22 protein-coding genes, 1 tRNA gene and 1 pseudogene are annotated in these 24,086 nt (G+C 41.8%); 13 read left to right on the top strand and 11 right to left on the bottom strand.

Annotation, left to right across the window (positions count from 1 at the left end; genetic code table 11):
* From FY557_RS19075 to FY557_RS19095, 5 genes are all read right to left on the bottom strand, one after another.
* The coding region (locus FY557_RS19075; RefSeq protein WP_149248822.1) for an MFS transporter at window positions 1-553 on the bottom strand (553 nt) is incomplete at its 3' end.
* 73 nt (window positions 554-626) lie between these two features.
* Window positions 627-1,286: a bifunctional 4-hydroxy-2-oxoglutarate aldolase/2-dehydro-3-deoxy-phosphogluconate aldolase gene (locus FY557_RS19080; protein WP_149248823.1), complete on the bottom strand. Its 660-nt coding sequence runs from the start codon at window positions 1,284-1,286 to the stop codon at window positions 627-629.
* Window positions 1,287-1,548: 262 nt separating this feature from the next.
* Window positions 1,549-2,556 carry a sugar kinase gene (locus tag FY557_RS19085; RefSeq protein WP_149248824.1) on the bottom strand — a complete coding sequence of 336 codons (1,008 nt, stop codon included), beginning with the start codon at window positions 2,554-2,556 and terminating at the stop codon, window positions 1,549-1,551.
* A 414-nt stretch (window positions 2,557-2,970) separates the two neighbouring features.
* A complete protein-coding gene (gene uxaC, locus FY557_RS19090; RefSeq protein ID WP_149248825.1) occupies window positions 2,971-4,368 on the bottom strand; it encodes a glucuronate isomerase in 1,398 nt (465 codons plus the stop codon).
* A gap of 978 nt (window positions 4,369-5,346) precedes the next feature.
* Window positions 5,347-8,448 (bottom strand): VIT domain-containing protein, encoded by a 3,102-nt coding sequence (locus tag FY557_RS19095; RefSeq protein WP_149248826.1) that lies wholly within the window; start codon window positions 8,446-8,448, stop codon window positions 5,347-5,349.
* Between the two features lie 153 nt (window positions 8,449-8,601).
* Here FY557_RS19095 and FY557_RS19100 point away from each other — a divergent pair, with 153 nt between their 5' ends.
* On the top strand, window positions 8,602-8,895 hold the full coding sequence (locus FY557_RS19100) for a hypothetical protein (protein ID WP_149248827.1): 294 nt from the start codon (window positions 8,602-8,604) through the stop codon (window positions 8,893-8,895).
* Window positions 8,867-9,133, top strand: a complete 267-nt coding sequence (locus FY557_RS19105; protein WP_149248828.1) for a hypothetical protein — start codon at window positions 8,867-8,869, stop codon at window positions 9,131-9,133. The genes FY557_RS19100 and FY557_RS19105 overlap by 29 nt, the downstream gene beginning before the upstream one ends.
* Before the next feature lie 141 nt (window positions 9,134-9,274).
* On the opposite strand, the gene FY557_RS19110 is transcribed toward FY557_RS19105, so the two are convergent.
* Window positions 9,275-10,069 carry an alpha/beta fold hydrolase gene (locus FY557_RS19110; protein ID WP_228451844.1) on the bottom strand — a complete coding sequence of 265 codons (795 nt, stop codon included), beginning with the start codon at window positions 10,067-10,069 and terminating at the stop codon, window positions 9,275-9,277.
* 184 nt (window positions 10,070-10,253) lie between these two features.
* On the bottom strand, window positions 10,254-10,628 hold the full coding sequence (locus FY557_RS19115; protein ID WP_149248830.1) for a hypothetical protein: 375 nt from the start codon (window positions 10,626-10,628) through the stop codon (window positions 10,254-10,256).
* A gap of 398 nt (window positions 10,629-11,026) precedes the next feature.
* On the opposite strand from FY557_RS19115, the gene FY557_RS19120 reads away from it, so the two are divergent.
* Together FY557_RS19120 and FY557_RS19125 are read left to right on the top strand one after the other, a co-directional pair.
* A complete protein-coding gene (locus FY557_RS19120) occupies window positions 11,027-12,178 on the top strand; it encodes a zinc-dependent alcohol dehydrogenase (RefSeq protein WP_149248831.1) in 1,152 nt (383 codons plus the stop codon).
* A gap of 29 nt (window positions 12,179-12,207) precedes the next feature.
* Entirely contained in the window at window positions 12,208-12,735 is a 528-nt protein-coding gene (locus FY557_RS19125) for a hypothetical protein (protein ID WP_149248832.1), read from the top strand.
* A gap of 57 nt (window positions 12,736-12,792) precedes the next feature.
* Here FY557_RS19125 and FY557_RS19130 read toward each other — a convergent pair whose 3' ends face one another.
* Window positions 12,793-13,362, bottom strand: coding sequence for a Crp/Fnr family transcriptional regulator (locus FY557_RS19130; RefSeq protein ID WP_149248833.1), 570 nt, complete (start codon window positions 13,360-13,362; stop codon window positions 12,793-12,795).
* Window positions 13,363-13,486: 124 nt separating this feature from the next.
* On the opposite strand from FY557_RS19130, the gene FY557_RS19135 reads away from it, so the two are divergent.
* Together FY557_RS19135 and FY557_RS19140 are read left to right on the top strand one after the other, a co-directional pair.
* Window positions 13,487-14,278, top strand: a complete 792-nt coding sequence (locus FY557_RS19135) for an alpha/beta hydrolase (RefSeq protein ID WP_149248834.1) — start codon at window positions 13,487-13,489, stop codon at window positions 14,276-14,278.
* Between the two features lie 112 nt (window positions 14,279-14,390).
* The gene (locus FY557_RS19140) at window positions 14,391-14,810 is read left to right on the top strand and encodes a RidA family protein (protein WP_149248835.1); all 420 of its coding nucleotides are present in this window, start codon (window positions 14,391-14,393) and stop codon (window positions 14,808-14,810) included.
* A 148-nt stretch (window positions 14,811-14,958) separates the two neighbouring features.
* Here the strand turns inward: FY557_RS19140 and FY557_RS19145 are convergent, their stop codons facing one another.
* From FY557_RS19145 to FY557_RS19155, 3 genes are all read right to left on the bottom strand, one after another.
* Window positions 14,959-15,465 carry a hypothetical protein gene (locus FY557_RS19145; RefSeq protein ID WP_149248836.1) on the bottom strand — a complete coding sequence of 169 codons (507 nt, stop codon included), beginning with the start codon at window positions 15,463-15,465 and terminating at the stop codon, window positions 14,959-14,961.
* Window positions 15,466-15,548: 83 nt separating this feature from the next.
* A complete protein-coding gene (locus tag FY557_RS19150) occupies window positions 15,549-16,958 on the bottom strand; it encodes a PLP-dependent aminotransferase family protein (protein WP_185151775.1) in 1,410 nt (469 codons plus the stop codon).
* Window positions 16,959-17,158: 200 nt separating this feature from the next.
* A complete protein-coding gene (locus FY557_RS19155; RefSeq protein ID WP_149248838.1) occupies window positions 17,159-18,751 on the bottom strand; it encodes a GEVED domain-containing protein in 1,593 nt (530 codons plus the stop codon).
* Between the two features lie 583 nt (window positions 18,752-19,334).
* Between FY557_RS19155 and FY557_RS19160 the strand changes: the two genes are divergently transcribed.
* From FY557_RS19160 to FY557_RS19190, 7 genes and pseudogenes are all read left to right on the top strand, one after another.
* Window positions 19,335-19,745 carry a helix-turn-helix domain-containing protein gene (locus FY557_RS19160; protein ID WP_149248839.1) on the top strand — a complete coding sequence of 137 codons (411 nt, stop codon included), beginning with the start codon at window positions 19,335-19,337 and terminating at the stop codon, window positions 19,743-19,745.
* A 190-nt stretch (window positions 19,746-19,935) separates the two neighbouring features.
* On the top strand, window positions 19,936-20,592 hold the full coding sequence (locus FY557_RS19165; protein ID WP_228451845.1) for a GLPGLI family protein: 657 nt from the start codon (window positions 19,936-19,938) through the stop codon (window positions 20,590-20,592).
* 295 nt (window positions 20,593-20,887) lie between these two features.
* Window positions 20,888-21,376: an ATP-binding protein gene (locus tag FY557_RS19170; RefSeq protein ID WP_149248840.1), complete on the top strand. Its 489-nt coding sequence runs from the start codon at window positions 20,888-20,890 to the stop codon at window positions 21,374-21,376.
* Between the two features lie 23 nt (window positions 21,377-21,399).
* Window positions 21,400-22,926: a PIN domain-containing protein gene (locus tag FY557_RS19175; RefSeq protein ID WP_149248841.1), complete on the top strand. Its 1,527-nt coding sequence runs from the start codon at window positions 21,400-21,402 to the stop codon at window positions 22,924-22,926.
* Window positions 22,923-23,294 carry an ASCH domain-containing protein gene (locus tag FY557_RS19180; protein WP_149248842.1) on the top strand — a complete coding sequence of 124 codons (372 nt, stop codon included), beginning with the start codon at window positions 22,923-22,925 and terminating at the stop codon, window positions 23,292-23,294. The genes FY557_RS19175 and FY557_RS19180 overlap by 4 nt, the downstream gene beginning before the upstream one ends.
* An 82-nt stretch (window positions 23,295-23,376) precedes the next feature.
* Window positions 23,377-23,970 (top strand): annotated as a pseudogene (locus tag FY557_RS19185) (AAA family ATPase); the annotation flags it as partial.
* A gap of 23 nt (window positions 23,971-23,993) precedes the next feature.
* Window positions 23,994-24,067, top strand: a tRNA-Ala gene (locus FY557_RS19190).
* Window positions 24,068-24,086: the final 19 nt, after the last annotated feature.

The following is a 24,086-nucleotide window of genomic DNA, read 5'->3' on the forward strand; positions in this document are numbered from 1 at the left end:
CCGTGGCGCCTGCATTCCAGATGCTGGTGGAAAAAGCGCGGTCTTTTTTAGGGAAATATTCCGCCGTGGTCTTGATGGCTGCCGGAAAGTTCCCCGCTTCCCCGATGGCCAGTACAAAACGGGCAAACACAAATAAGGTAACACTGGTGCTGATAATCGCTGAGGTGTCGGACACCTTTGCAATCAGTTCCTTCGATCCGTGAAAACCGGCCAGCCAGTTTCCGGTGAGGATCCCCGAGGTGGCAATCCCGCAGAAGGCGTGCAGAACCGCCCCCACCGACCAGATCGCAATGGCCCATAGAAATCCTTTTTTGGTATCCATCCAGTCGACGAATTTCCCGGCGAAAAGCATTCCCACGGCATAGAAAATGGAAAACAAAGCGGTAATGTTCCCGTAATCGCTGTTGTTCCAGTGGAATTCCGGGGCGATGAAATCCTTCCAGGTCAGGGATAATACCTGGCGGTCCAGGTAATTGATCGTAGTGGCCATAAACAGCAGCACGCAGATCGTCCACCGGAAGTTACTCGGTTTAAGAGAGGTAACTGAACTCATACTTTATTTTTAGAATTTAGTTAGTTTGTTTTTTAAATACTGTTATCAGAATCATGTTAAAATCAGACTCACGTTATTTCAGCTCCTGAATGATTTTCAGGACTTTCCGGGTTTCTTTTTCAATGGTCCCGTAATCTTTTGCCTGCATCAGGTCTTTGCTGACGAGCTTGCTGCCCATCCCGACGGCGGATACCCCGGCTCTGAACCAGCTTTCGATGCTTTCTTTAGTGGTATCCACACCTCCGGTAGGCATGAATTTTAAGTTTGGGAATACGTCTTTAATGGCGCCCATAAACCCAGGCCCCAGGACATTCCCGGGAAATAATTTGATGAAAGTCACGCCCGCCTTTTCAGCGGCGATGATCTCTGTCGGCGTCATGCAGCCCGGGCTGTACAGTATATCTTTCGGGATTAAATATTCAGCCACTTCCGGTACAAAACCCGGGCTGATGAAAAAGTCGGCCCCGGCCCTGGCATATGCTTCGGCCTGCTGAAGGTTTTTGATTGTCCCGATGCCTAAAAGCATCCCGGGCATCTCCGAATTGCGGATTTCCACCATCCTGGTAAAATTACCCAAAGCTGCCTCGCCCCGGCTGGTGTATTCCACTGCGCGGATCCCGGCACGGTACAGCGATCTTAAGATATCTAAAGTAACCGACTCCTCCGCATGATAATACAAAGGCAAAACGCCCTGGCTGATAATGGTGTCGGCTGTTGATTGAATTGTTGTCATTTTAATTTATATTATAAGGTCTTAATTAGTTCAACCTGGAATTTTAACGCGAAGGCCAAAAGATTTTATGACTACTAACTGCTTTTAAGTTCGCCAAGCTACTTCGACAGGGCTCAGCATAAACTTATGCTTATAAAAGCCACTAAGCTTTCATTATAATGTCCTTTCTCTAAAAAAGTCAGGTTTATTAAGCTAAAAGCCAATAACCATCCACAAATTGCCATCCGCCAGAAGCCAGCTGCCAGAAGCCAACCGCCAGCCGTTACCTTTTTATTCTTCCCCCGGAATCTCCGGCCATCACTTCGAGGATATCTTCGGCGCTGCTGTAATTGATATCGCCCAGAATCGTGTGCTTGATCGCGCAGGCCGCATTGGCAAAATGAAGCGCTTTTTCATCATCAAAATGCTGCAGGCCGTAGATCAGCCCCGCGGCGAAGGCATCCCCCGTCCCGATCCGGTCCACCACAGGACTAACTTCCAGAAGTTCCGTTTCAAAATAATCTCCGTCAATTAAAGCCCTGCCGCGGGTCTGCTGCGAGCTTGCCGTTACCCCGATCCTTATTTTATCGAAGATTTTATGGATGGAAGGAACCTGCTGTGTTAATTCCCGGCAGGCCTTAAGGAAGCCTTCTTTGTCAGGTGAAAACTGAGTTCCCAGAATTTCATTGATCTCATTCACCCCGCCGATGAAAACCGTGGAATAACCGACCAGCTCCTTCAACACTTCCTTCCCGCTTTTGCCGTATTTCCAGAGGTTGGAACGGTACGCCGGGTCAGCCGTCACCTCGATTCCCATTTCGCGGGCCTTAAGTAAACCTTCTCTTAAGGTCTTGTAAGCAGATTCGGAGATGCCGGGGCTGATGCCTGTCCAGTGGAAATAACGGCAGTCTTCCAGCGCTTTTTCCCAGTCGGTATTACCGGCTTCGATGTTGGCAAAAGAGCCGTTCAGCCGGTTGTAAGCAATACGGCTCGCGCGGACCGAGGAACCGACTTCCAAAAAATACAGTCCCAAAGGATGCTCGTTTCTGGTGATGAAAGAAGGATCGATCCCGAAGCTTTTTACAAAAGCCAAAGCCGATTCCCCTACAAAGTCATCGGATACGCAGCTGACATGCTTTACCTTACAGCCCATGGCTGCCAGTGAAGCCGCCACGTTAAGCTCCGTGCCGCCGAAGAAAAATTCCAGCTCATGGCTCTGCTTCATCGTCCGGTGCCCGGGCGGTGAAAGACGCATGATGATTTCTCCGAATGTAAGTATTTTGTTACCCATAATTTTTATAATGGCTGTTTTTAATAACGGCTGCTTTTATCTAACGCAAAGCCCGCAAAGTTTTTATGACTGCTAACTGTTTTTAAGTTCGCAAAGCTGCTTCGACAGGCTCAGCATAAACTGTTTCACTCAGCTAAACTCATTAAAAGTTTTCCAAGCAGAACAGTTACCAATATTTAGCTTGTTATCTGAACCATTAAGATGTGAAGATCTTAATATAGGATTAAGACAAAAATCAAAGATTTCATTCAGCAGAATGCTTAAAGCAAAGCTTTTCTTAATTTTCTAAACCTCTGAATAAATCCTAATGGTTCAGTTTTATTTTAAGTCTTTCACGAATCAAGCAAATCATTCAGATCAAAAAATCTGCGTCATCTGCAAAATCTGTTTGAGACCTTTTCTATTTAATTAATTTTAAAAATCAAAATAATTCTTCGCATTGTTATAGCAGATATCGGAAATGATTTTCCCGATGTGTTCCATGTCTTCGGGCAGCTCTCCTTTTTTGATCTCTTCCCCGAAAAGGTTGCACAGCACCCTTCTGAAATATTCGTGTCTCGGGAAGGAAAGAAAGCTTCTGGAATCCGTCAGCATCCCGACAAAGCAGCTGATCAGCCCCATGTTCGAAAGGGCGTTCATCTGCTTGATCATCCCGTCTTTCTGGTCCAGAAACCACCAGCCGGATCCGAACTGTACTTTTCCCTTAATGCTTCCGTCGTTGAAATTCCCGATCATGGTGGCAAAGATTTCATTGTCGGCAGGGTTCAGGTTATACAGAATCGTTTTGGTGAGCTTGTCCTTTCCGTCCAATGCGTTCAATAATTTGGACAGGGTTTCCGCCTGGACAAAATCCCCGATGGAATCCCAGCCGGTATCAGGGCCTAAGATACGGTGCATCCTTTCGTTATTGTTCCGAAGGGCCCCCAAATGGAACTGCTGCACCCAGCCGAACCGGTGATACGTTTCGCCCAGGAACAGTAAGATCGCCGTCTTGAACTGGTTTACCTGCTTCTCAGCAATGACTTTCCCGGCCAGCTTATCGGTGAAGATGGCACTTACCTCAGCTTCTGAAGCTTCCTCGAAGGAGATATTGTTCAGTCCGTGGTCGCAGAGCCTGCAGCCGTTTTCATGGAAGTATTCAATCCTTTTTAATAGGGCATCGCAAAGCGATTGGTAAGTGTTAATCTCAACACCGGCCGATTCCCCCAGTTTCGAAATATAGTCCGCAAAGTTGTGGTTCTCGATCAGAATCGCTTTATCCGGACGGAAAGCCGTGGTTACTTTCACTTTCCAGCCGCTCTCTGAAAGGTCCCGGTGGTAATTTAAGGTATCCAGAGGATCTTCCGTCGTGCAGAGGGATTCCACATTCATCAGCTCCAGAAGGCCCCTGGTGGATTTTTCCGGGGTCTGCAACTGAGCGGTGATGTTTTCGTAGATCTCCGAAGCGTTGCTTTCACTTAAGAGCTCATCGATCCCGAAGTATCTTTTCAGCTCCAGGTGCGTCCAGTGGTAAAGCGGGTTTCTTAACGTATAAGGCACCGTCCTGGCCCAGGCTTCGAATTTTTCCTTGTCGGAAGAATCTCCGGTGATGAATTTTTCGCCAATGCCCAGGGTCCGCATCGCCCGCCATTTGTAATGGTCGCCCGCGATCCAGACCTTCGAGATATTTTCGAAAACCGTGTCCTCGGCCATATCCTGCGGGATCAAATGGTTGTGGTAATCGATGATCGGCTGCTTCTCAGCATAATTAAAATACAGCTCCTCCGCAAAGGAATTCTGTAATAAAAAACTATCGGTGATAAATGATTTCATTGGTACATTTAAAAGGCCTGACCTTCGTTAATAAATCATTGAATCAGAAATTTATTCCGTATCGGATAATAAAAATCCTGATTTTTCACAGGTATTTATTCTTTTAACAATTTTTCAATTTTTACCGGATCAGGCAATCAATTATGTAAAAATGCATTAAAAATTGATATAAATAAATACGTGTATTTTTAAATATATCATTAATATCCAATTGTCCGAATAAAATTCTGTTTAAACCTATAACCCTATGAAAATAAAATCATTATCATATAAAAAAGGATAAAAAATAAAATAGATTCAACGAAAAAAACATTTTGACTCTACCCAAAACCAACAGTCAGTTTCCTATTTTAAAGCGGTTGCTTCCAAAACAATCCCTTTGATCTTTTAATAGTAATTAAATGCCAACCAGGCAGAATAAATATCTATTTAATAATTAATACACCTAAATTTTAATGATTATAAAATAAATAAAATAAGGGGAAATTAAAAAAATTTATGAGAAGACATAAAATTTTTTATCAGACGGGCAGACGGTTGCACCCATACCCTTACCCTATAATTTATGATAACCAGGAAATCATGGTATAAATTTTCCGGAAAGAAAACCATTTAATGCAGCGATAAAGGATTTCCTTTTAAGTTAAAAAAAGAAATTCATGATTTTTAAATAAAACCTGTTTTTAATTAAATATTTTTCAATCCATCATCATCATAAACAAAAGAGCGCCTGCTGTTACGCAGACGCCCCTCACTTCATCCCCTTCATGATACTTCCAACCCCATTATTTAACATTCACATTGCTTTTATTGTGTTTCTACCTTCTCTTTTTTATAAAAATCCCGCAGGCTGCCCTTGATCATCCAATTGGTTGTATCAACTGGTATTCGGCTAAAAACTGATTAGCTCACCTGCGGAATCAGAACCTGATATATCATCCTTAAAAACCACAATCACCGGAATGGTCAGGTTCTCGATTAAAACTCAAATTCTCCGATCAGAATTCCGTCATCACGGTTGTTGTCTTCCTTCTGATTCTGGAACACCACTGTTTTTCTTTCCTGTCTGCCCGTAGCATAGTTGATATAGACTTCCGCCATGATCGCCGTCGGGCCTGCGATGTCCACCTGCCTTTCGCCAAAGAAGTTGGTCCGGATCTTATATTTTCCTTTCACCGCTTTTTTAAGCAGAAACTGTTCAGGGCCAAAACCTCCGGTAAAATCATTGCTCAGCCTTCCTCCCATTGCGGTTTGTGGATTTCCGTAATAGCAGCGTTCGTTGTCCGGATCCGTTATCCACAGGTCGATGTCCGTATCATCTTTATTCCAGTTGAGCACTACCCGGATGCTGACCGGAAGATCGGCGATAATTTTAGGGTTGATGTTTTTAAGATCCAGCTTTTTCCCATACCTGCTGATGAGCCCGTTGATCTCCATAAGCACTGTTTCTTCAATACCGTCATCCCGGTTGGCCAGTTCCCTGGTGTACGACTGCATCAGGATTGAATACAGATGGTCCAGCGCCTGCTGGTATTGCCCGTTGTCTTCCAGCGCCAGGGCGTAATCCCGGTAACTCTGCGGATCAAAAGGCCGCCATTCCAGTACTTTCCGGGTGATGAACAGCTCCTTGTCATAAATTTCCGCCTGTTTCAGTTTATAGGCCAGAAGCTTGTACAGTTCCTCATTTTCAATATCGAGATCCGCAATGGAACTCAATACTTTTAATGCTGACTTTTTATCTTTAAGGCTGAACAGCAATTGGGCGACATCAAAGTAATACTGAGGCGTACCCTCATAGTTTTCGCGGTTGTCCAGATAGATCTGATAAACGGTTTCCGCGTCTTTGGCCTTTCCAAAAAGCTTCATGTACGCCGCACCGGATTTTACATCGATCACGTTGATTCTCCCGGAATTGACAACCTCTGAAAGGTTTCTGTTTCCTGCACTGCTCCGAACCTCTATTCCCGCGGCCCTTCCCTGCAGTGACTGAACCGTATTATTTGAAGCCAGTAACGGTTCAGAACCAACCCTTACCGATGATGCGGTCTGAAACTCTCTCCGGACAGCCCTGCTGTATCCCATCACCACCACTTCCTCAATTTCTTTGGATTTAGAACCGATGATGTCCACCGCTTCATCGGCCTGCTGCACCTCATTTTCACGGACCGCACGGTCTGCCGGTGCATTTGCCGTTCCGCCAGGAGCTCCTGTCATGACCACTTCTTCAATTTCCCTATTTCTTCCGGTGGCAGAATCCCGGATTCCATCTCGATCCGGTTGAGGATAACGTTTTACCTTTTCTTTCGGGGTAAAATCTTTCTTCCACCACTCTTTCAGCTGCTCAGTCATCCTTTCGGCATCGGCCATGAGGTCTTTTACCCGTTCGTCTTTGCGGACGCTGCTGGTTTTCACCATCCGGTCGTATACACTTCTCAGCTCTGCCGGCGGCGGAATCTCATACCGCATATAATCTTCCACATTTTCCAGGACCATCAGGCTCATGTTGTTGCTGACCAATCCGAACCGGCGGCTGATGTTTTTAATCTCGCTTTTATTTTCCTTCTCAAAAATTTCCAGTTCGCCCAGCTTTTTCTGGGCCCAGAATTTTGAGATTTCCCAGTCTTTTATCATCTGTTCCTCGGCATCCAGGGAAATAGCCCGGGTTTCCGTCACTTCATTTCCGTATCCGAATCTGGCGACAACAGAGGATTGGTCTCCTTTCAGAATCCCGGTCAGTACAAAATCCTGGGAAATGGTTTGGGGCAGCGAAGGATAAGCTTCGGAAACCGCGTTGTTTTCATCTATTCCTAAAAATTTCAAAGGCTGAAACAGTAGTTTCTTCACTTCTTTTGCGGGGTCGTTTTCGTTCAGGTTTAAAAATTCTCCGCCGGTAAGATTGCTGATGAACTTCAGCTGGGCGGTATTCATGGAGGAAGAAGATGCGACGGCATAAACCGGCCTGCTGATATTCCCGTTTATTTTCAGTTCCCCGAAAGAAGACAGTCCGTCCGTAAAAAACAGGACCTCATCTTCTTTTACCGGCTTCAGCTGCCCGAAGTCCGTGCCGCCGTCATAGACCGTACGCAGCAGGTAATCCTTCAGCACAGTCCAGTTTCCGCCGCTTATTTTAAAGGTCTGCCCTTCCTCAAACGTATGATTCAGGAAATAGACTTTTACCGTGAGGTTTTTGTTGGTTTTAAAATAGGCATCCAGCAAAGCCCATTCTTTCAGATGATCCCGCTTTTTACCGCTTAAGGAATTATCCCAGACTACCGCCAGCTTTTCCGGCAGTTTTTTCGCCCGCTCCCCCGGATTGATATTAATGCCTGCCAGGAAATAGGACGTGTTCCCGGAAGCTTTCTGCATCAGCACGGTCTGGCCTCCTTCATGCCGGGGAAGGTTGATCTTTATATTGTCTGCCGGTTTAAAGTTGACCCTGCGGATCTCAGCCACCCAGACATTCCCGTTTTTTATGAAATCAAAGCTACCGTCGGGTTTTTCTTTAAGCTGCGGAACATCGGCGCTTTGAAAAACGGTGGTTTTTAAAGTAAATTCAGGGATTTCGGCATTCCCGTTCAGCGGCAGAAAGTACTGGTAGGCATTTCCGGATTTTTTCAGCTCGCAGTTGTAGGTAATCTGAACCGTTCTTTCGCCGCCGTTGGCAGAGATCGGATAAACCGTGGTCCTGAAGTTATTTCCTTCCACTTTTTCGAGGACTCCGGGATCGACATTCCTCTTTTTAATGGTTTCGTAGACTTCCCGGGCTTTTTCCTTTTCTACCGGAACGGCATTCCGCAGTTTCCCATTGATGTCGAGGGCATAACCGCCGGCACTCACGCCTTCCGGCAGCGGAAAGGTAACCCTTCCTTCTCTCAGCCGGTCGGAATTGTTCCTGAAAACCATGGTTACGGTGTTGGTAGAAATCCTTCCGGTGATTTTGGTCTCAATGTTCAGCTTCTGCAGAACCACATCACTGTTTTTCCGGTAGCCGCCTTTTCCATCGCCGGTTTCCATCACCGGCACCTGCGCCAGGCTGAATACCGGAAGAAATAACAGGAGGTGTATATATAAATTTTTCATGGATGATCTTTTTTGTTTTTGGCAGCTGCCTCTATGGATATAGATGCAGAAACCGGAAAAAACGTTGGAAAAGATTTAAAAAAATTTACATCAAAATGATACCATCCTGTTTTTCAGCGAGATAATTTAATATGAATTCGAAGTAGAAATCAGATGAACAGGCCGGAAGCCAGATGCTGGAAGTACCCTCTCTCAGCAACCGCCAATAGTTTTGCGTTCAGTAAAAGCTATATTAGCGATAAAAAGGTGTTTTTGAAAGCCGGAGCAGGCACCGTCTGTTTTATTTCCGCTCTGGCAGAACATCATTATCAACTCAATCCAGAAAGAACAGCCAATCCGTTTTTTCAGGGGAACGTCACTTTCAATACCGGCGACGATGAATCAAAGGTTTACTGCACGGAAGAGAAAAGATATATCGATGCGTCATCATCCTATACAAGTGTTTGACCGGGAAGGCAGGCTTGTCCTGGCCTACAGCATCGGTGATGATGCCTCAAAATCCTTACGGAAAACTCCGTTTATTAAAACCGTTATCAGCCAGGGAATGTCACGACGCTCAGGTGGAAGCGTAAGCGATGTGAAAGATCCTTATATCGAGATCCCCCGAGATCTTCAGGCAGCTCTTTCAAAAAAAATAAGCTACTCCGTTGACGAAGAAAAGAAAATCATCCGGTTAATATTATAGGCAGAGTTATCCGTTTCTATATTAATCATATTTTTCTTTGATGGCAATTCATAATTGCGGGCCAAAAATACATTATCTAAACAGTATCTGAAACATTCTTCAGCAATACAAGAATTGCTCAGCTTCTATCACCGTTAAGTCTTATTTCAGAAATTCCCCAATTAAGCCGGCAACTTCAGCAGGCTGCTCTTCCAGAATGAAGTGACCCGAATTCTTAATTTCTTTCAGTTGAAGATTTTTAATATAATTAGGAAGTGATCCTTTCAACATCGGTAATGCATCAGTACTGCCCAGAGCCAGGGTTTGCGCCTCAATGGCTTTCATCTGTTTTATATCCTGAATATCTTCGGGAAACGTCTGATACCATGCATTCGATGCATGGATAGCTTCTGTTGTTTCGTAAGCTTTCGCATATACCTGCCGATCGAATCCGCTAATACTGCCTTTGTTTACCAGCATTTTATCAAACAGCCACTGCTGAACAATATGAAAGCGCCCTTCCAGTAACTGCTCAGGCAGATCTTTTATCTGATTGAAAGCTACCCACCACGGATGTACCGGCAGGCCAACCGGAAGCATAGGCAGTTTGTAAAGATCTTCTTCAGGATGTTGTGTATCAAGAACAATTAGGCTCTCCGTAAGCTCCGGATAATTTCCTGCAAAGCTAATGGCGACGTTGGCACCTATATCATGTCCGGCAATATGAGCTTTCTCAAGACCCATTATTCCAATTAATAATGCGATATCACCGGCCATATTTTTTTTGCTGTAACCCTCAGCCGGCTTCTCAGATGAACCCATCCCTCTGAAATCGATCGCGATAACCTTGTGATGCTCAGCTAAAACCGGCATGACTTTATGATAACTCCACCATGTCTGTGGCCAGCCGGGCAATAAAATAAGGGGGGAGCCCTGCCCGCCTGAAACATAGTGCAACGTTGTGCCGTTTACATTCTGATAATGGTTTGTAAAACCCGGCAGTAAACTTACAAGGTGTTTATCATCGTATCTGCCATTTTGCTATAATTTGATGTCATTTGCTTTTTATTTCGTGGGGGAGTATTCGAAATCCGACAGCATTACTATCAGAGACAATGCCGCTATTATTTCATTTGCTTTATCATGAGTTTTGATCTATACCAATACTTCCCTGAAAAGAATTCCAGGAAAGACTTGTGATCTCGTTGATGGCTACATCACCACTTGCCTGTGCTTGTATAGCAATATCTATCATCCCTCCAAAAAGGTTATAAATCCATGAAATCGGTAGTGCTTTATTGATAACCCCGGAATTTTGAAGTCCTGCTATAAGCCTGAACCATTTTTCTTTTACCGATTCGTAATCTAACCTTTCACTTTCAAGCGTCTGCCCGTAACCGGAACGGTTAAACAGCTTTTTTACAAAAGAATATTCAATTCCAACAAAAAGTGCAGTATAAAACATGGCTTCCAATTGTTCAATAGGATTGGTACTGCTTCCATAAGCCTCGCCCATTGCCAGATTACATTTTGCCATCATCTTGCGGAGACAGCATTGCAATAAATTATCCCGGTCTTTAAAGTACCTGTGAATTGTTCTTCTATTTTACTCCGAGATAATTAGCGATTTCATCTACGCTGGCTTTCTCATTCTCATTTAAGCAGAATACAGCAGCATCAATAATCTTATCCTTCGTATCTTTCATGTCACAAATACAAAACAAATGTCTCAAAATTGAGACATTTGTCTGACTTTTTTTGATCTTAAAGTTTTTACTTTTGATCTTATTTCATGTGAGAGGCTTTGCCTTATGAACAAAAACCGGCTTCTTCCAAAAAATTATATACTGCGGATAGACCCATGGCGGTCCCGCTTTTGCTGTTTACTTTTCATCACCAACAAAATATACATATATGTTAGCAATGAATTTCCGCGGATCTTTTCGCGTGCGCGCGGACCGCAATATGCCTGAGCCGCAGATCGAACATCCGGAAGATGCCATTGTGCGGGTTTTAAGATCCTGCATCTGCGGCTCGGATCTGCATCTTTATCATGGCCTTGTTCCCGATACGCGGGTCGGCACTACTTTTGGGCATGAGTTTATAGGAGAAGTCGTTGAAATCGGCTCCTCTGTACAAAAACTGAAAGTAGGCGATAAGGTCATGGTTCCTTTCAATATTTCCTGTGGAAAATGTGCTTTCTGCAAGCAGGAACTTTACGGCAATTGCCACGAATCAAATCCAATGGCGACTGCTGTCGGAGGTATTTTCGGGTATTCCCATACGGCCGGCGGCTACCAGGGCGGACAGGCAGAGTATGCCCGCGTTCCTTACGCAGATGTAGGCCCAACCGTGATTCCCGACTGGATGGATCCCGACGATGCCGTGCTGCTTACCGATGTAGTGCCTACAGGCTATCAGGCAGCAGAAATGGCAGGCATTCAGAAAGGCGATACAGTAGTGGTTTTTGGTGCAGGTCCCATTGGTATTATGGCGGCCAAATCCGCATGGCTTTTTGGAGCCGGAAGAGTCATCGTGATCGACTCTCTGGAATACCGGCTTGATTTTGTTGCCAAATATGCGCAATGTGAAGCTTATAATTTCAACAGTATCGGCGATCCGGTGGTCTTCATAAAAACACAGACCGATTCCCTGGGCGCAGATGTCTGTATTGATGCCGTGGGCTGTGAGGCGAAAGGAAATCTGACGAATACGATTCTGGGAACAAAGCTACTTCTACAGGGTGGCTCCACCACAGCGCTTCACTGGGCCATTAATTCCGTAAAGAAAGGCGGTATTGTTTCTATTGTAGGCGTATACGGTCCTACAGATGCTTTGGTACCGATTGGAAATGTGGTGAATAAAGGGATTACGATCCGGGCCAACCAGGCAGCCGTGAAGCGCCACCTGCCCAAGCTGATTGAGCACGTAAAAAACGGTGTTCTTGACCCGAAACAGATCATTACACACCGGGTTCCGCTGGAAGAGGTAGCCGATGCCTATCATATATTTTCAAGAAAACTGGACGGCTGCATAAAGACCGTGCTTATTCCGCCGACTGCATAACAGGTTTTTAACTAAAAAAATATTACAACATGCTTACAGATGAAACAAAGCCTTCCGACTTTAAAAAAAGCGAACAGGCAGATTATACTCATATAAAAGGTTGGGGAATAGATGCAGATCCTGAAAATGATCCGGTCTACCCCATGAAGAAACGCACCAACGAGGAACATGAAGGTTACGCATGGGAGCGGCCGCAACAGCAACCCGAAGACGTTGAAATTTTAAAGTCTGTGGAGCGGCCGAATCTGACCGCTGCCTTCGGTACTGCATCGCCGCCGGAAGGTGTAAACGGGGCCATCAGAAAAATTGCCTTCCGTTACAGTGAATCCAGCTATGGCCGATGGCTGCCGTTGGTCCTGGCAGACCGTGTAGGCGCACTTGAAGGAATTATTGATGACTTAAAAAACGGGCATGTGCCCAATATTTTTGCCGAACGCGGTTGGGGAGCCGAATGGAAGTACAATAAAAAGAACTTTCTGCTGAAAATAGCTGCTGCCGCTGCAGTAACGGCTGTTACCATAAGCGTACTATCGTCAAAAAAGAAAAACCAGGATTAATCTGATCACGGCCGGAATTTTTTCCGGCCATTTTTTATCTTAATTCTGATAGGAACATCAAAGTTCAGCCCTTATTCTGCTTAGCTGTGTCGGGGTAACCGCCAGATAAGAGGCTATCTGATGAAGTTTCAAGCGGGAAATCAGCCGGGGATAATCCCTTTCAAACCCCAAATACCTTTCTTTTGCAGTAGCCGATTTAAGCGTAATCTCGTCAAACTCTTTTTCAATAACCCAATGACGTTCCAGATAGGCAATATAAAAACTTGCAATATCATTATACTTGGTGGTCAGGTATCTGAAATCACTGAAGGAATAACTGACCAGCTCCGTATCTTCCAGAGCTTCAATAGCAAAAAAGCCGGGCTGCTGCTTCAATAAAGCACTGGTTGAAGCGACCAGGGTGTTTTCAGGAAAAAATTTTTTAATTATTTTCTCCCCTTTTTCATTGAGATAATAATACGAAAGCAATCCGCTGCTGACAAAAGCAATATCTTTTGGAATAACGTTCTGTTCCAGCATTTTACTTCCCTTTACTATTTTAGATGTCTTCAAAGATGCCGACCACTCTTCTTTCGATTCTTCAGAGAGCGCAGAATAACGGTTTATAAATTCCCAAAATGCTGTCATTGCATAAAGATAAAACAAATAAACATATTGCCAGATGAATATAATTTTTTTGTATTCCCTCAACATATGTATAGAATTCTGAAAACCTGAGCATCTAATTTTGCTTTTATAAAAATCAATTGCAATGATCAAATCATTATTTACATTTGCCGTCATCTGTACCGGAACCAAGATGTTGTCTCAGAAAGTGGATTCACTGAGCATCTACAGTGCCTCTATGAACAGGGAGATTAAAACCCTGGTGATCCACCCATCCGAAGGTAAGGATAAGAAATGGCCAACGGTTTACATACTGCACGGCTACAGCGGTTATCCTGAAAGGACATTGATAAAAGACATTCCGTCCCTGGCAGCGCTCAGCAAAGAAATGCAGATGATATTTGTACTCCCCGACGGAAATTATGACAGCTGGTATATAGACAGCCCGAAGTTGAAGTATGAAACATTTATCGCTAAAGAATTGACTGGCTATATCCGGGCCAACTATAAGTCTGATCCGTCGAAAACCGCTCTTATAGGCTGGAGTATGGGCGGGCACGGCGCACTGTATATTGGCGCCAGGCATCAGGAAACCTTTACTGCAGTAGGGAGTATATGCGGCGTTATCGATTTTGTTCCTTTTGGAAAAGAATACGGGGTTCCTGAATTATTGGGAGAAAACCCTGAAAAATGGACCTCTTATACAGCTGTTTCCCAGATCCGTAAATTTAAAAATAGCCGACAGAAAATCCTTATCGGCTGCGGAACCGGTGATCCCCTGATCGCTCAAAACAGACAGCTTCATGAACAGTTGATCGCCCTGAAAATTCCTCATGCCTATGAAGAGCTTCCCGGTGCACACAATGCGGCTTACTGGTCCAAGGCTGCCGTGCATCAATTGCTTCAACTCAACCAATTCTTTGCAACCTATGATTAAATTTAAAAATACGGCAAAAGAGAAAAAATATTTTCTGATGCTTCCATTCTTCATTTCTTTGTGTATCGGTTGTTCTACAATTGAAAATAACCCCGTCTCCAATCAAAAAGACATGTCAGAAATTCAGTACAGAAACCCTGAAGGGCTTTTCGATCCTACTCCATTTGCTTTTTCCCATTCCACAACTACCTCAGGCAACGGCCATTATGTATTTATCTCCGGACAGAGCGGCGGAGAAGGTTCCGGACACGTCCTTTCTGAGGATTTCCGGCTGCAGGTTAAAACAGCCCTGCAAAACCTGATCACTGTTCTTAAAGCATCGGATCTCACGACTGACGATGTCCTGAAAATTACCATATTGGTTGTTGGCCACGATCAGGAGAAACTCAGAATATGGACAGAAGAGATGTATAAAGTATGGAAGAATAATCAATTTCCGGCAAGTACGTTGATTCCGGTACCCAGGCTGGCTCTGGACGGCATGCTTATCGAGGTCGATGCGATAGCCTTTAAGTCTTTACAGATCCGTTAATTCAATGATAGTAAAAGCATCCGGCTGTAGCCGGATGCTTTCTGAGTATAAACAGCCGGGCCTGATGTCATTACACTTTCAGTAAGGCCTAAAAAGTTCTGCAGAAGATGCTCCCATCGTTTCTTAATCATGCAGCGTGATGATATGGTCAAAAATTCCGGCGCACCATAATCTGGGAAGGTATACTGAACGGTTTTAATTCAGACTGCCCAACAACCGTAAAATCAACCGTTTCGAGGAAAGGGATGATTGGGCTGCCTGCAGGCAACTCCGTCCAATGGGCATGGTTTCTTGTAACCGACAGGCATTTTTGCCATAAGGACAGGCGTACTTCCGGAATATTGTGTCCGGAAAGAATAAAAAACGAAAGATGCACCGCTCTTTTACCTTCCAGAATGCCAGGCCGGTCAAACGCATTCCTGATAATGGCGTAACCTGCCGGCTGGTCATCATCAAAAACAACGATTAATCTGGTACTCAGATCATTCAGGTCATTAATTGCCGCTCTCCGGTCGAGCTCATGTTCAATATAAGTACGGAGCTTGACAGGATCGGTAATGCCATCATATATTTCTTTTAAATGAGCCTCTTTCAATGCTAAAAAAAGATCAATTCCTTTTTCTGATCCTACAGTAAATTTTGATACGATATTCATTAAATATATTTAATTTTCAGACAAATGTAAGGGTTGCCTGAAATCGGCACGCGATACAGATTAATGAAAAAGAACCGGTACAGCTATTCTTTCACCCAGTTTCCGGTTTTTTCTATAGCTTCAAAACTTTCAGTTGTTAAATGGCTTGAAAACACAGCCCGGAAGCAATGATCATAACTATTCGTAAACGAGAACGTATGACCGGGGGTAAAGGAAACACCGAATTTTTCACAGGTTTTGTAAAATGACGGCATATCTGTGCCAGGTTCAAGCTGAACCCATGTACTGTATCCGCCTTCTGGAATCGTTGCTGATGCCGTATCGGGAAAATATTGATTAAAATGACTGATGAGCCTGACGGCCTGAAGTTCCAACTGCCGCCGGAATGACCGGAGGTGTCTGTCATAGCCCGAAGCAGACAGTAATCTGATGACAACTTCCTGATTTATCGGTGAAACAGATCTGCCCAAAGCAAATTTCAGCCGTTCTGCCTGTGGGAAATAACGTCCCGCCGAAAGCCAGCCTACCCTTATACCGGGAGCCAGACTTTTTGAAAAAGAAGAAACGGTTATGACAAGACCAAGGGTATCGAGATTCCTGATGTTGGATGGCCTGGTACCGCTGAAATAGAGGTCTCCGTAAATATCATTTTCGATAACCGGAATATCACGTGCAGAGGCAATACCATAAAGATCTTTCTTCGCTTTATCCGTCATCAGGATTCCGGTTGGATTATGAAAATTAGGGGTTGCAACAATTGCCCTGATGTTATTTTGGGTACAGGCTTCCTCAAGGAAATCCAGATCCATACCGGTCGTATTTCTTACAGGGATTTCTACGGTTCTCAGACCGAGGTTAGCGATAACTTCCAAAACGGAAAAGACGCAGGGGCTTTCTACGGCAATAATATCATTCGGTTGGGTGGTTACAGCCAATGCAATATACATCGCCTGCAGCGCTCCGTCTGTGATAATAATTTCTTCCTGCTGTACCAATGCGCCATGAAGAGCTGAACGTCCGGAAATTAATCGGTGAAGTTCTTCTGCTCCGTTAGAAGGGTAATACCTCAGCAGCGCAGCCCCTTTCTCCCGGATAATCTGCTGCATGGTGCTCAGCACCAGTTTTTGAGGCATCATAAAATCTGAAGGGACAGCTGCATGCAGGTGGGCAATTTCATGATGCCGCCGCCGATGTGAGGTGATGAGAATATTTTCCCTAAAGACAGGATCCCTTGGAACCGCCTGCAGACCACGCCCGGAATGAGCCGATTTTTTCTTTAACTGACCGTTGACTCTATAGCCGGAGCGCGGAATACTTTTTACAAGCCCCTTATCTACAAGGTAGTCGTAGCCGTTCTGTACAGAACTGGTGCTGAGCTGGTATTCGTTTTTTATTTTTCTGACAGAGGGCAGGCGATCTCCCGGTTTTAAAAGTCCTTCAGTAATATTTTTTTCGATTTCATCCGTAAATTTTCTGTATTTGTAATCCTTCATGATCAAGCTGTCTGTAACCAGGTAAATCTAATTTCATAAATTTACTAAATTCGTTGGTGATGGGTCCGAAAATCACTGCTGTTTTTTTTATCCGGTAATTTGGATTGCTTAAAAAAGATTGTACGCTTTCCAAAACAAACATAAACTACAACAGCGGCTAATGGATTAGCCGCTGTTGTAGTTTATACAGATTGCTGTACTTACTTTTTGACGGTTTTAATCGTTTTTTGTGTTCCGTCTTTCATTTCAAGAATTATCATATATATTCCCTGTTTCAGCTCGCCTAAATAAAGCGGTGTAGCCGGATTGCCGACCGTCTTTATCAGTCTTCCGGCTGCATCAGTGATGACAATCTGTTTTACCCCTTCAGTATTCGAAATATTTAATACCTCAGAGAATGGATTAGGATATGCTTTTATTGTGTTTGCGGCAGCTGTTGCCTCACTGGTGGCCAGAACATTTTGTTCCACTACAAAATTATCGATAAAGAAATCGGTTTCACTTGCATCTGCAACGGCCCCGTTGGTGGCATAGAATGCAAATTTGGTATCAGCACTGTTATAGCCTGTAAGGTTAAGTACATATTGGTTTGCAGTATTGGATGGCGAATTATTGGCATCCCAGGTTTTAACAACCGTCCATGTGGTTCCTCCGTCCTGGGAAATGGCAAACTGTACGAGGTCGTCTGATCCTAAAGTACCTGCGGAAGTATCATAAGCTTCTGTTAAGCCGTAATCAAACGACACGCGGTATCCTCCGGCGGAAAGATTGAATGTCGGCGTAATCAGCCAGGAATTAAACGTGGCAGGATTAAAGGAATAGGTAAGGATGTTCATTTTCATGGCCCCGGTATAACCGTTATTTAAAAATCCGCTTTCATACCATTCAGAAGTAGTTCCTGTAGGACCCGTGGCAGGAGTACCCCCATCCGCCTGTTTCCAACACTCATTGATACCTGAGCTGAAATCAAAAGTAAAATTTGGAGTCACGGTCCCGCAGACAGTCCTGAAGGCAGCGGAAGTAGACCATCCGCTTTTATCTGCAGTGCTGCATACTGATCTGACCCATACATAATAATTGGTAGTCGGTAATAAATTCGGCAGAGAAGTACCCGCTGCAGGATTTGAGACAGATCCCGATGCGGGTGTTGTACTGACCGGAGCTGCACTTGATGTGGAAATATAATACTCATATCCTACCCCTACCGCACTCGAAGGGGCCGTCCAGGAAAGGGTTGCCGAATTGGCACCAATTGCTGAAACCGAAAGGTTCGTTGGAGCGAGGCAGCCTGGTGCCGCCCCGATATTGACACTATAATCATGGACTTCTCCATAACCAGCTGTATTACATGGAACAGGCTCTACATTGTATCTCGTGGCAACCCTCATTCTGTGCATGCCCGGAGAGGCACCTGCGGGAACTGCAATCGCACCATCCGTACTATTTATGGTGGTGAAAGTACTGCTTGCAGCACCTACAAGTTCTGCAGTTTCGTCAAATGTCCCGTCATTATTTAAATCGATCCAGATTCTTACTTTCTGAGTTCCGTACTGGTGAGTGATGTTAAAAGGATAAACAACACCGGCATTGAGATTAATGGTCTGTGACGTATAATCTCCATATGCACCGTTCGAACATCCGGTATCAGAGTGATTAAAAGATATGCCCGGAATTGTAAAACTATCGATTTCGTCTCCGCCTCCACATCCGTTAGAAAATGCAGGTATACAATAGGTTTGTCCAAAAGCTGATAATGCCGCAGAAAAAAGGGCAATGGATAAAATTTTCTTCATTTTTAATATAGTTTATCAGATCCCTAAATTAGCAATTTACCACATAAAACAAAGTATAATTATAAATTATTTGTCATCAGGTAAAATATATTTTACCTGATGATTATCAGACGATAACAAATGAATATCCTGTAAAAAGATATTTTTAATGTCTTTTAGAAAAAAGGATGCAATTATTATCGCTGATTATATAAAATACAGTTTTTTTATTTCCAAAAACCAATCTTTACCTGCATATGAAACATTGCAAAAATAAAGGCATGAGAACACGCAATTATTATCAGCAAAGCCCTTCCTGCTGATTGGCAAGGATAGGATTTCCCACCCATATCTCATGCATGACAAATATTTATACCATAAGGGTTCCCATCAGGAGGATTAATTTATTTCGGATGATTGGAAACATTATTGCTTAATCATGATGCCGGAGCCCCATTTCGGCCTTCTCCATAAAAAACGATCCACTCAGGGAATAAAATATCCCCGGCGAATGGGTATTTTACCGGATAATTTTTAACTTTACCGTCCGGCGAATGAACACAAATCGCCTTATCTTTAAGCCATTAAAACTTGGATCACCGCTATGGAACAGAAAATACATCAGGGAAGAAACGTAAAACGCTTCAGGGAAATGCTCGGCATCAAGCAGGAAGCCCTGGCCTTCGACCTCGGCGAAGACTGGAACCAGAAGAAAATCTCCCTCCTCGAACAAAAGGCCACCATCGAAGCCCCACTTCTCCAAGCCATTTCCAACGTCCTGAAAATCCCCGTAGAAGCCTTTCAGAATTTTGATGAGGAGCAGGCGGTGAATATTATTTCCAATACATTTGGAGAACACGCTTTTACAAATTCTTTCAACTACGGAACCATTAATTTTCATCCTATAGTAGAAATTTTAAAACTTCACGAGGAAAAGATTGCTTTGTATGAGAGGATGCTGAAGGAGAAAGAGGAGATGATGGAAAGATTGGAAAGGCTTATTAATAAAGTTTAAGTCATTAAGAATAATTATATTGATCCGGCTCAACTGATGGTTGAGCCGGATTTGTTTTTAGTGGAATGATTGAAGTGTTTAAGAAAGGGCAAAATGCTTTTAATCACTTCGCAGGGTTTATCAATTATGGATTCCCATCATGAGGAATTCATTTATTTTCGTATTATTGGGATCGTTAACGCTAATAATTATGAAGAAGATTCTATTTGCAGCTTGGCTTGTATCCAATATACCGGCTGTTTCAGCACAAAGCAAAGCGGTCATGGAAGTGAATTATGAAACCAAAATAATTTCCGACAGCCTGAACCGGGATAAGGTCAGTGTGTATACGTCTACCCTTCTGTGCAACAACGTAGAATCCGTTTATTTCAGCCGGGAAGCGCAGGCCTATTACAAAGGATTTTCCACGGCAACCATCAGCACCAGCGCAGGAGCCATTCCCAAATACCCGAAATCGGTGGGCAGCGTTTACAAAACGAAAGAAAAACTATGGGCTTCACTTCCCGTGGGCAAATACATCTTCACTTACGAGGAACCTCAGCTGAAGTGGGAAATCCTGAACGAAACCAAAGACCTCAAAGGCTTCAAAACCCGTTTAGCCAAAACCACCACCGATACCGGCAACACGTATTTTGCCTGGTTCACCAGTGACATTACTATCCCCGACGGACCCTTCCGCTTCAAGGGCCTTTCCGGACTGGTCCTCGAAGTCTACAATAAAAACCGGACGGTCGAAATCTACGCCACCGAGATCAAAAAATCCGATGAATTGATCGAGCCCCTGAACTATGGCGATACCGTCAAAACCAAATCCAAACAGCAGTTCCTGGACGCACGGAAAAACTAACCTCGAAAACCCGTCGATGTATAATGGAAATTTAAAAGTGTTGGATTCCAACGGCAACGACCGGACGAAAATGATGGCGGATAGGTTGAAGAGGGTGAATGTTTTTTTGGATTGAAAATAATACTGTAAGAATTGTAATTGCACAGAATAAATAAACCTAACTTGAACAATTTTAATAATTAAATTACGGGAATCCATAAAATAAACTAAATAAGATTATATACATTTGTAAAAACTAATATTGAAAGCCTCCGTAAAAATTAAGGTAACCCAATAAGCCTAAAACTTAAGTAACATGTTTGATAATATATACTTCCTGGGTGGGATACATGGCTCAGGTAAAGGTACTACAGCTGAAAAAATACTTTCTAAATCAAGCTTAATCCATCTTGAAGCGAGCAAGGTTTTAAAATGGGAAGATATTAGCTATAAAGAAAATAAGAAGGTTGATAACATTACTTTTACGCAAAATAAACTTATCGTCAATTTAGAACAAATTGTGACTAATAACAATCAATTCCTTTTGGATGGTCATTATTGCCTTATAAACAAGCAAAGTGAAATTGAAAAAGTTACCCTTAAAACTTTTGAAAAGATCAATCCTATATCATTAAGCATAAAAATTGATGAACCAACTGAGATAAAAAAAAGGTTGGAACAAAGAGACTCTAAACTTTATGATTTAGACTTCTTAGTCCATTTTCAAGATGAAGAAGTAAAATATGCAAAATTTTTAGCTGACTATCTTAAAAAAACCTTTATTCATTTTAAATCAAGACCTTGAAAATTTATTAAAACATATTAAAGATGAAAATCCTTCTTGACACAAATATAATCATTCATCGAGAAGCAAATAAAGCTCATAGACCTGAAATAGGAACACTATTTAAATGGATTGATAATCTAAAATACTTTAAATATATACACCCTATAACCATTGAAGAATTAAACAGGTTTAGAGACAATGATGCAAAAAAGGCTATGAGTATCAAAGTCGAAAACTATAATCAAATCAAATATTTAGCTCCTTTTAAAGAAAAAATATCTAAAATAAGCAATGAATTTGATAAAGATTTGAATGACAAAAATGATACTAAAATCTTAAATGAGATATTTGAAAGCCGTGTAGACATCCTTATTTCAGAAGATAAAAAGATTCATAAAAAAGCAGAAGCTTTAAATATTAATGATAGAGTCTTTACTATTCAAAAATTTCTTGAAAAGGTTACAGCTGAAAATCCCAGTTTAGTTCCATATGATATATTAGCTATTAAACAAGCTGATTTCGGACAAATTGATTTATCTGATCCTTTTTTTGATTCTTTCAAACAAGATTATTCTGAATTTGAGTGGTGGTTCAACAAAAAGACAGAAAATCCATGTTATATATGTAATAGCGACGGTATTTTATCTGCATTTCTTTTTATTAAAGTAGAAGATAAAGGCGAAGACTATTCAAATATCACTCCAGCATTTAAAACTAAAAGAAGGCTGAAAATAGGGACATTAAAGGTTATTGGAAATGGATATAAAATTGGTGAAAGATTTTTAAAAATAGTATTTGATAACGCATTTCAGTATAAAGTTGATGAAATTTACGTAACTATTTTTGATAGAAGACCTGAACAAATACAACTAATTGAAATGTTAGAAGAATGGGGATTCATCTATCATGGGATAAAAACTACATCAAATGGAGAGGAGAAAGTCTATGTTAAACCTTTTTCTAAAAAAAATATAATTGACATCAATAATCCAAGAATTAGCTTTCCTTTTTTCTCAAAAGAGACTGATAAATATATTATTAAAATAGAACCTCAATATCATACTGAACTGTTTCCAGATAGTATAAATACAAAGGAGGATAAAACTCTTTATCAAGAAAATGCCCCACACAGAAACAGGATTGGAAAAGTATATATATCTCACTCTCCACAACGAAATCTAAAATCTGGAGATATATTTTTAGTTTACAGGATTGGAAAAACTGATCCCAAAATTCATTCCAGTACAATTACATCAATTTGTATTGTCGAAGGTATTAAGACTGATTTTAAAAATTTTGACGATTTTTTTAATAGCTGTAATAGAAGGACATTAATAAATAAGGAAGACTTACTAAATAAATGGTGGAATAAAAAAGCAGACTATAAACCATTTATTATTAACTTTTTACATGCTTTTTCCTTTCCTACTCCCAAGCCTACTTTAAAAAATTTAATTGATATAGGAGTATTAGAAAATCCAAGTAGTTTAGGTATAGGATTCTACAAGTTGAGTGACGAACAGTTTAAAAAAATAGTTAAATTCGCATATAGAAATATTGGAAAATGAAAGTAGTATTGTCGATCAAACCTGAATTTGCAGAGAAGATTTTTGAAGGGACTAAAAAATTCGAGTTTAGAAAATCTATTTTTAAAAACAGAGATGTAGAAACTGTAATTGTTTATGCATCCTCACCTATGCAAAAAGTTATAGGAGAATTTGATATAGAACACATTATTAATGATAAATTAGAAGAATTGTGGGAATTAACACATATTCATGCTGGTATTACAGAAGAATATTTTTATGAATACTTTCAAGATAAAGACTCAGGATTTGCCATAAAAATTAAAGAATTTAGAAAGTATAAAATACCAAAAGATTTAAAAGAAGATTTTAATCTTTTACCTCCCCAGTCTTTTTCATACTATAAATAATTAAATAAATCAAATTTATACTATCTAATAAAACATTAGCTAATAATCATTATTATGAACAAAATAAAAAAAGTTGAAATAACAAAATTTTGGGGGGGATAAAACCGTTGAAATAAATTTTGATAAGGATGTAAACTTTTTCATTGGACCTAATGGCTCTGGGAAAACAACTATAATTAATTTGATTGCTGCAACATTAACAACAGATTTTAAAACATTAGACAGTACTTTTTTTGAAACACTCGAAATAACATTAATGCCAAAAGAAAAACATGAAGCTATAATAAGAGTACAAAAAATAGAAAGAGATTTTAGTCCTTACCCTAAAATTGAGTTTAGTTTAAGAAATTATGGAGAAAAACATTTTACAAGATTTGATCTTGATCAGCTTGAAGAGGACAATTTTTTCAGGCATTATAAATATGATGTCTTCAAAACTGAAAGAATCTTAAGCAAACAAACATCTAATGATATTAGCACTGAATTAAGTAAATTGGTAAATGTTAGCTGGTTAACAATTCATAGATTAGGAAATAAAAAATTACGTGGTGACAAAAATTTTGAAAGCTCTATAGATCAGAAAATAGAAGATTTGCAGAGTGATTTAATTAAATACTTTTCCCAGCTAAATAGACTTTATTCAATTGAAACTGAAAATTTTCAAAAACGCTTATAGCCTAAAGCCTACAGCACCTAGAGGGGGAATTAGCTCAGCTGGCTAGAGCGCCTGCCTTGCACGCAGGAGGTCAAGGGTTCGACTCCCTTATTCTCCACAGTTTTGGAAAACTGGTT

Origin of the sequence: Chryseobacterium sp. SN22 (genome assembly GCF_008329705.1) — a bacterium.
GTDB lineage: Bacteria > Bacteroidota > Bacteroidia > Flavobacteriales > Weeksellaceae > Chryseobacterium.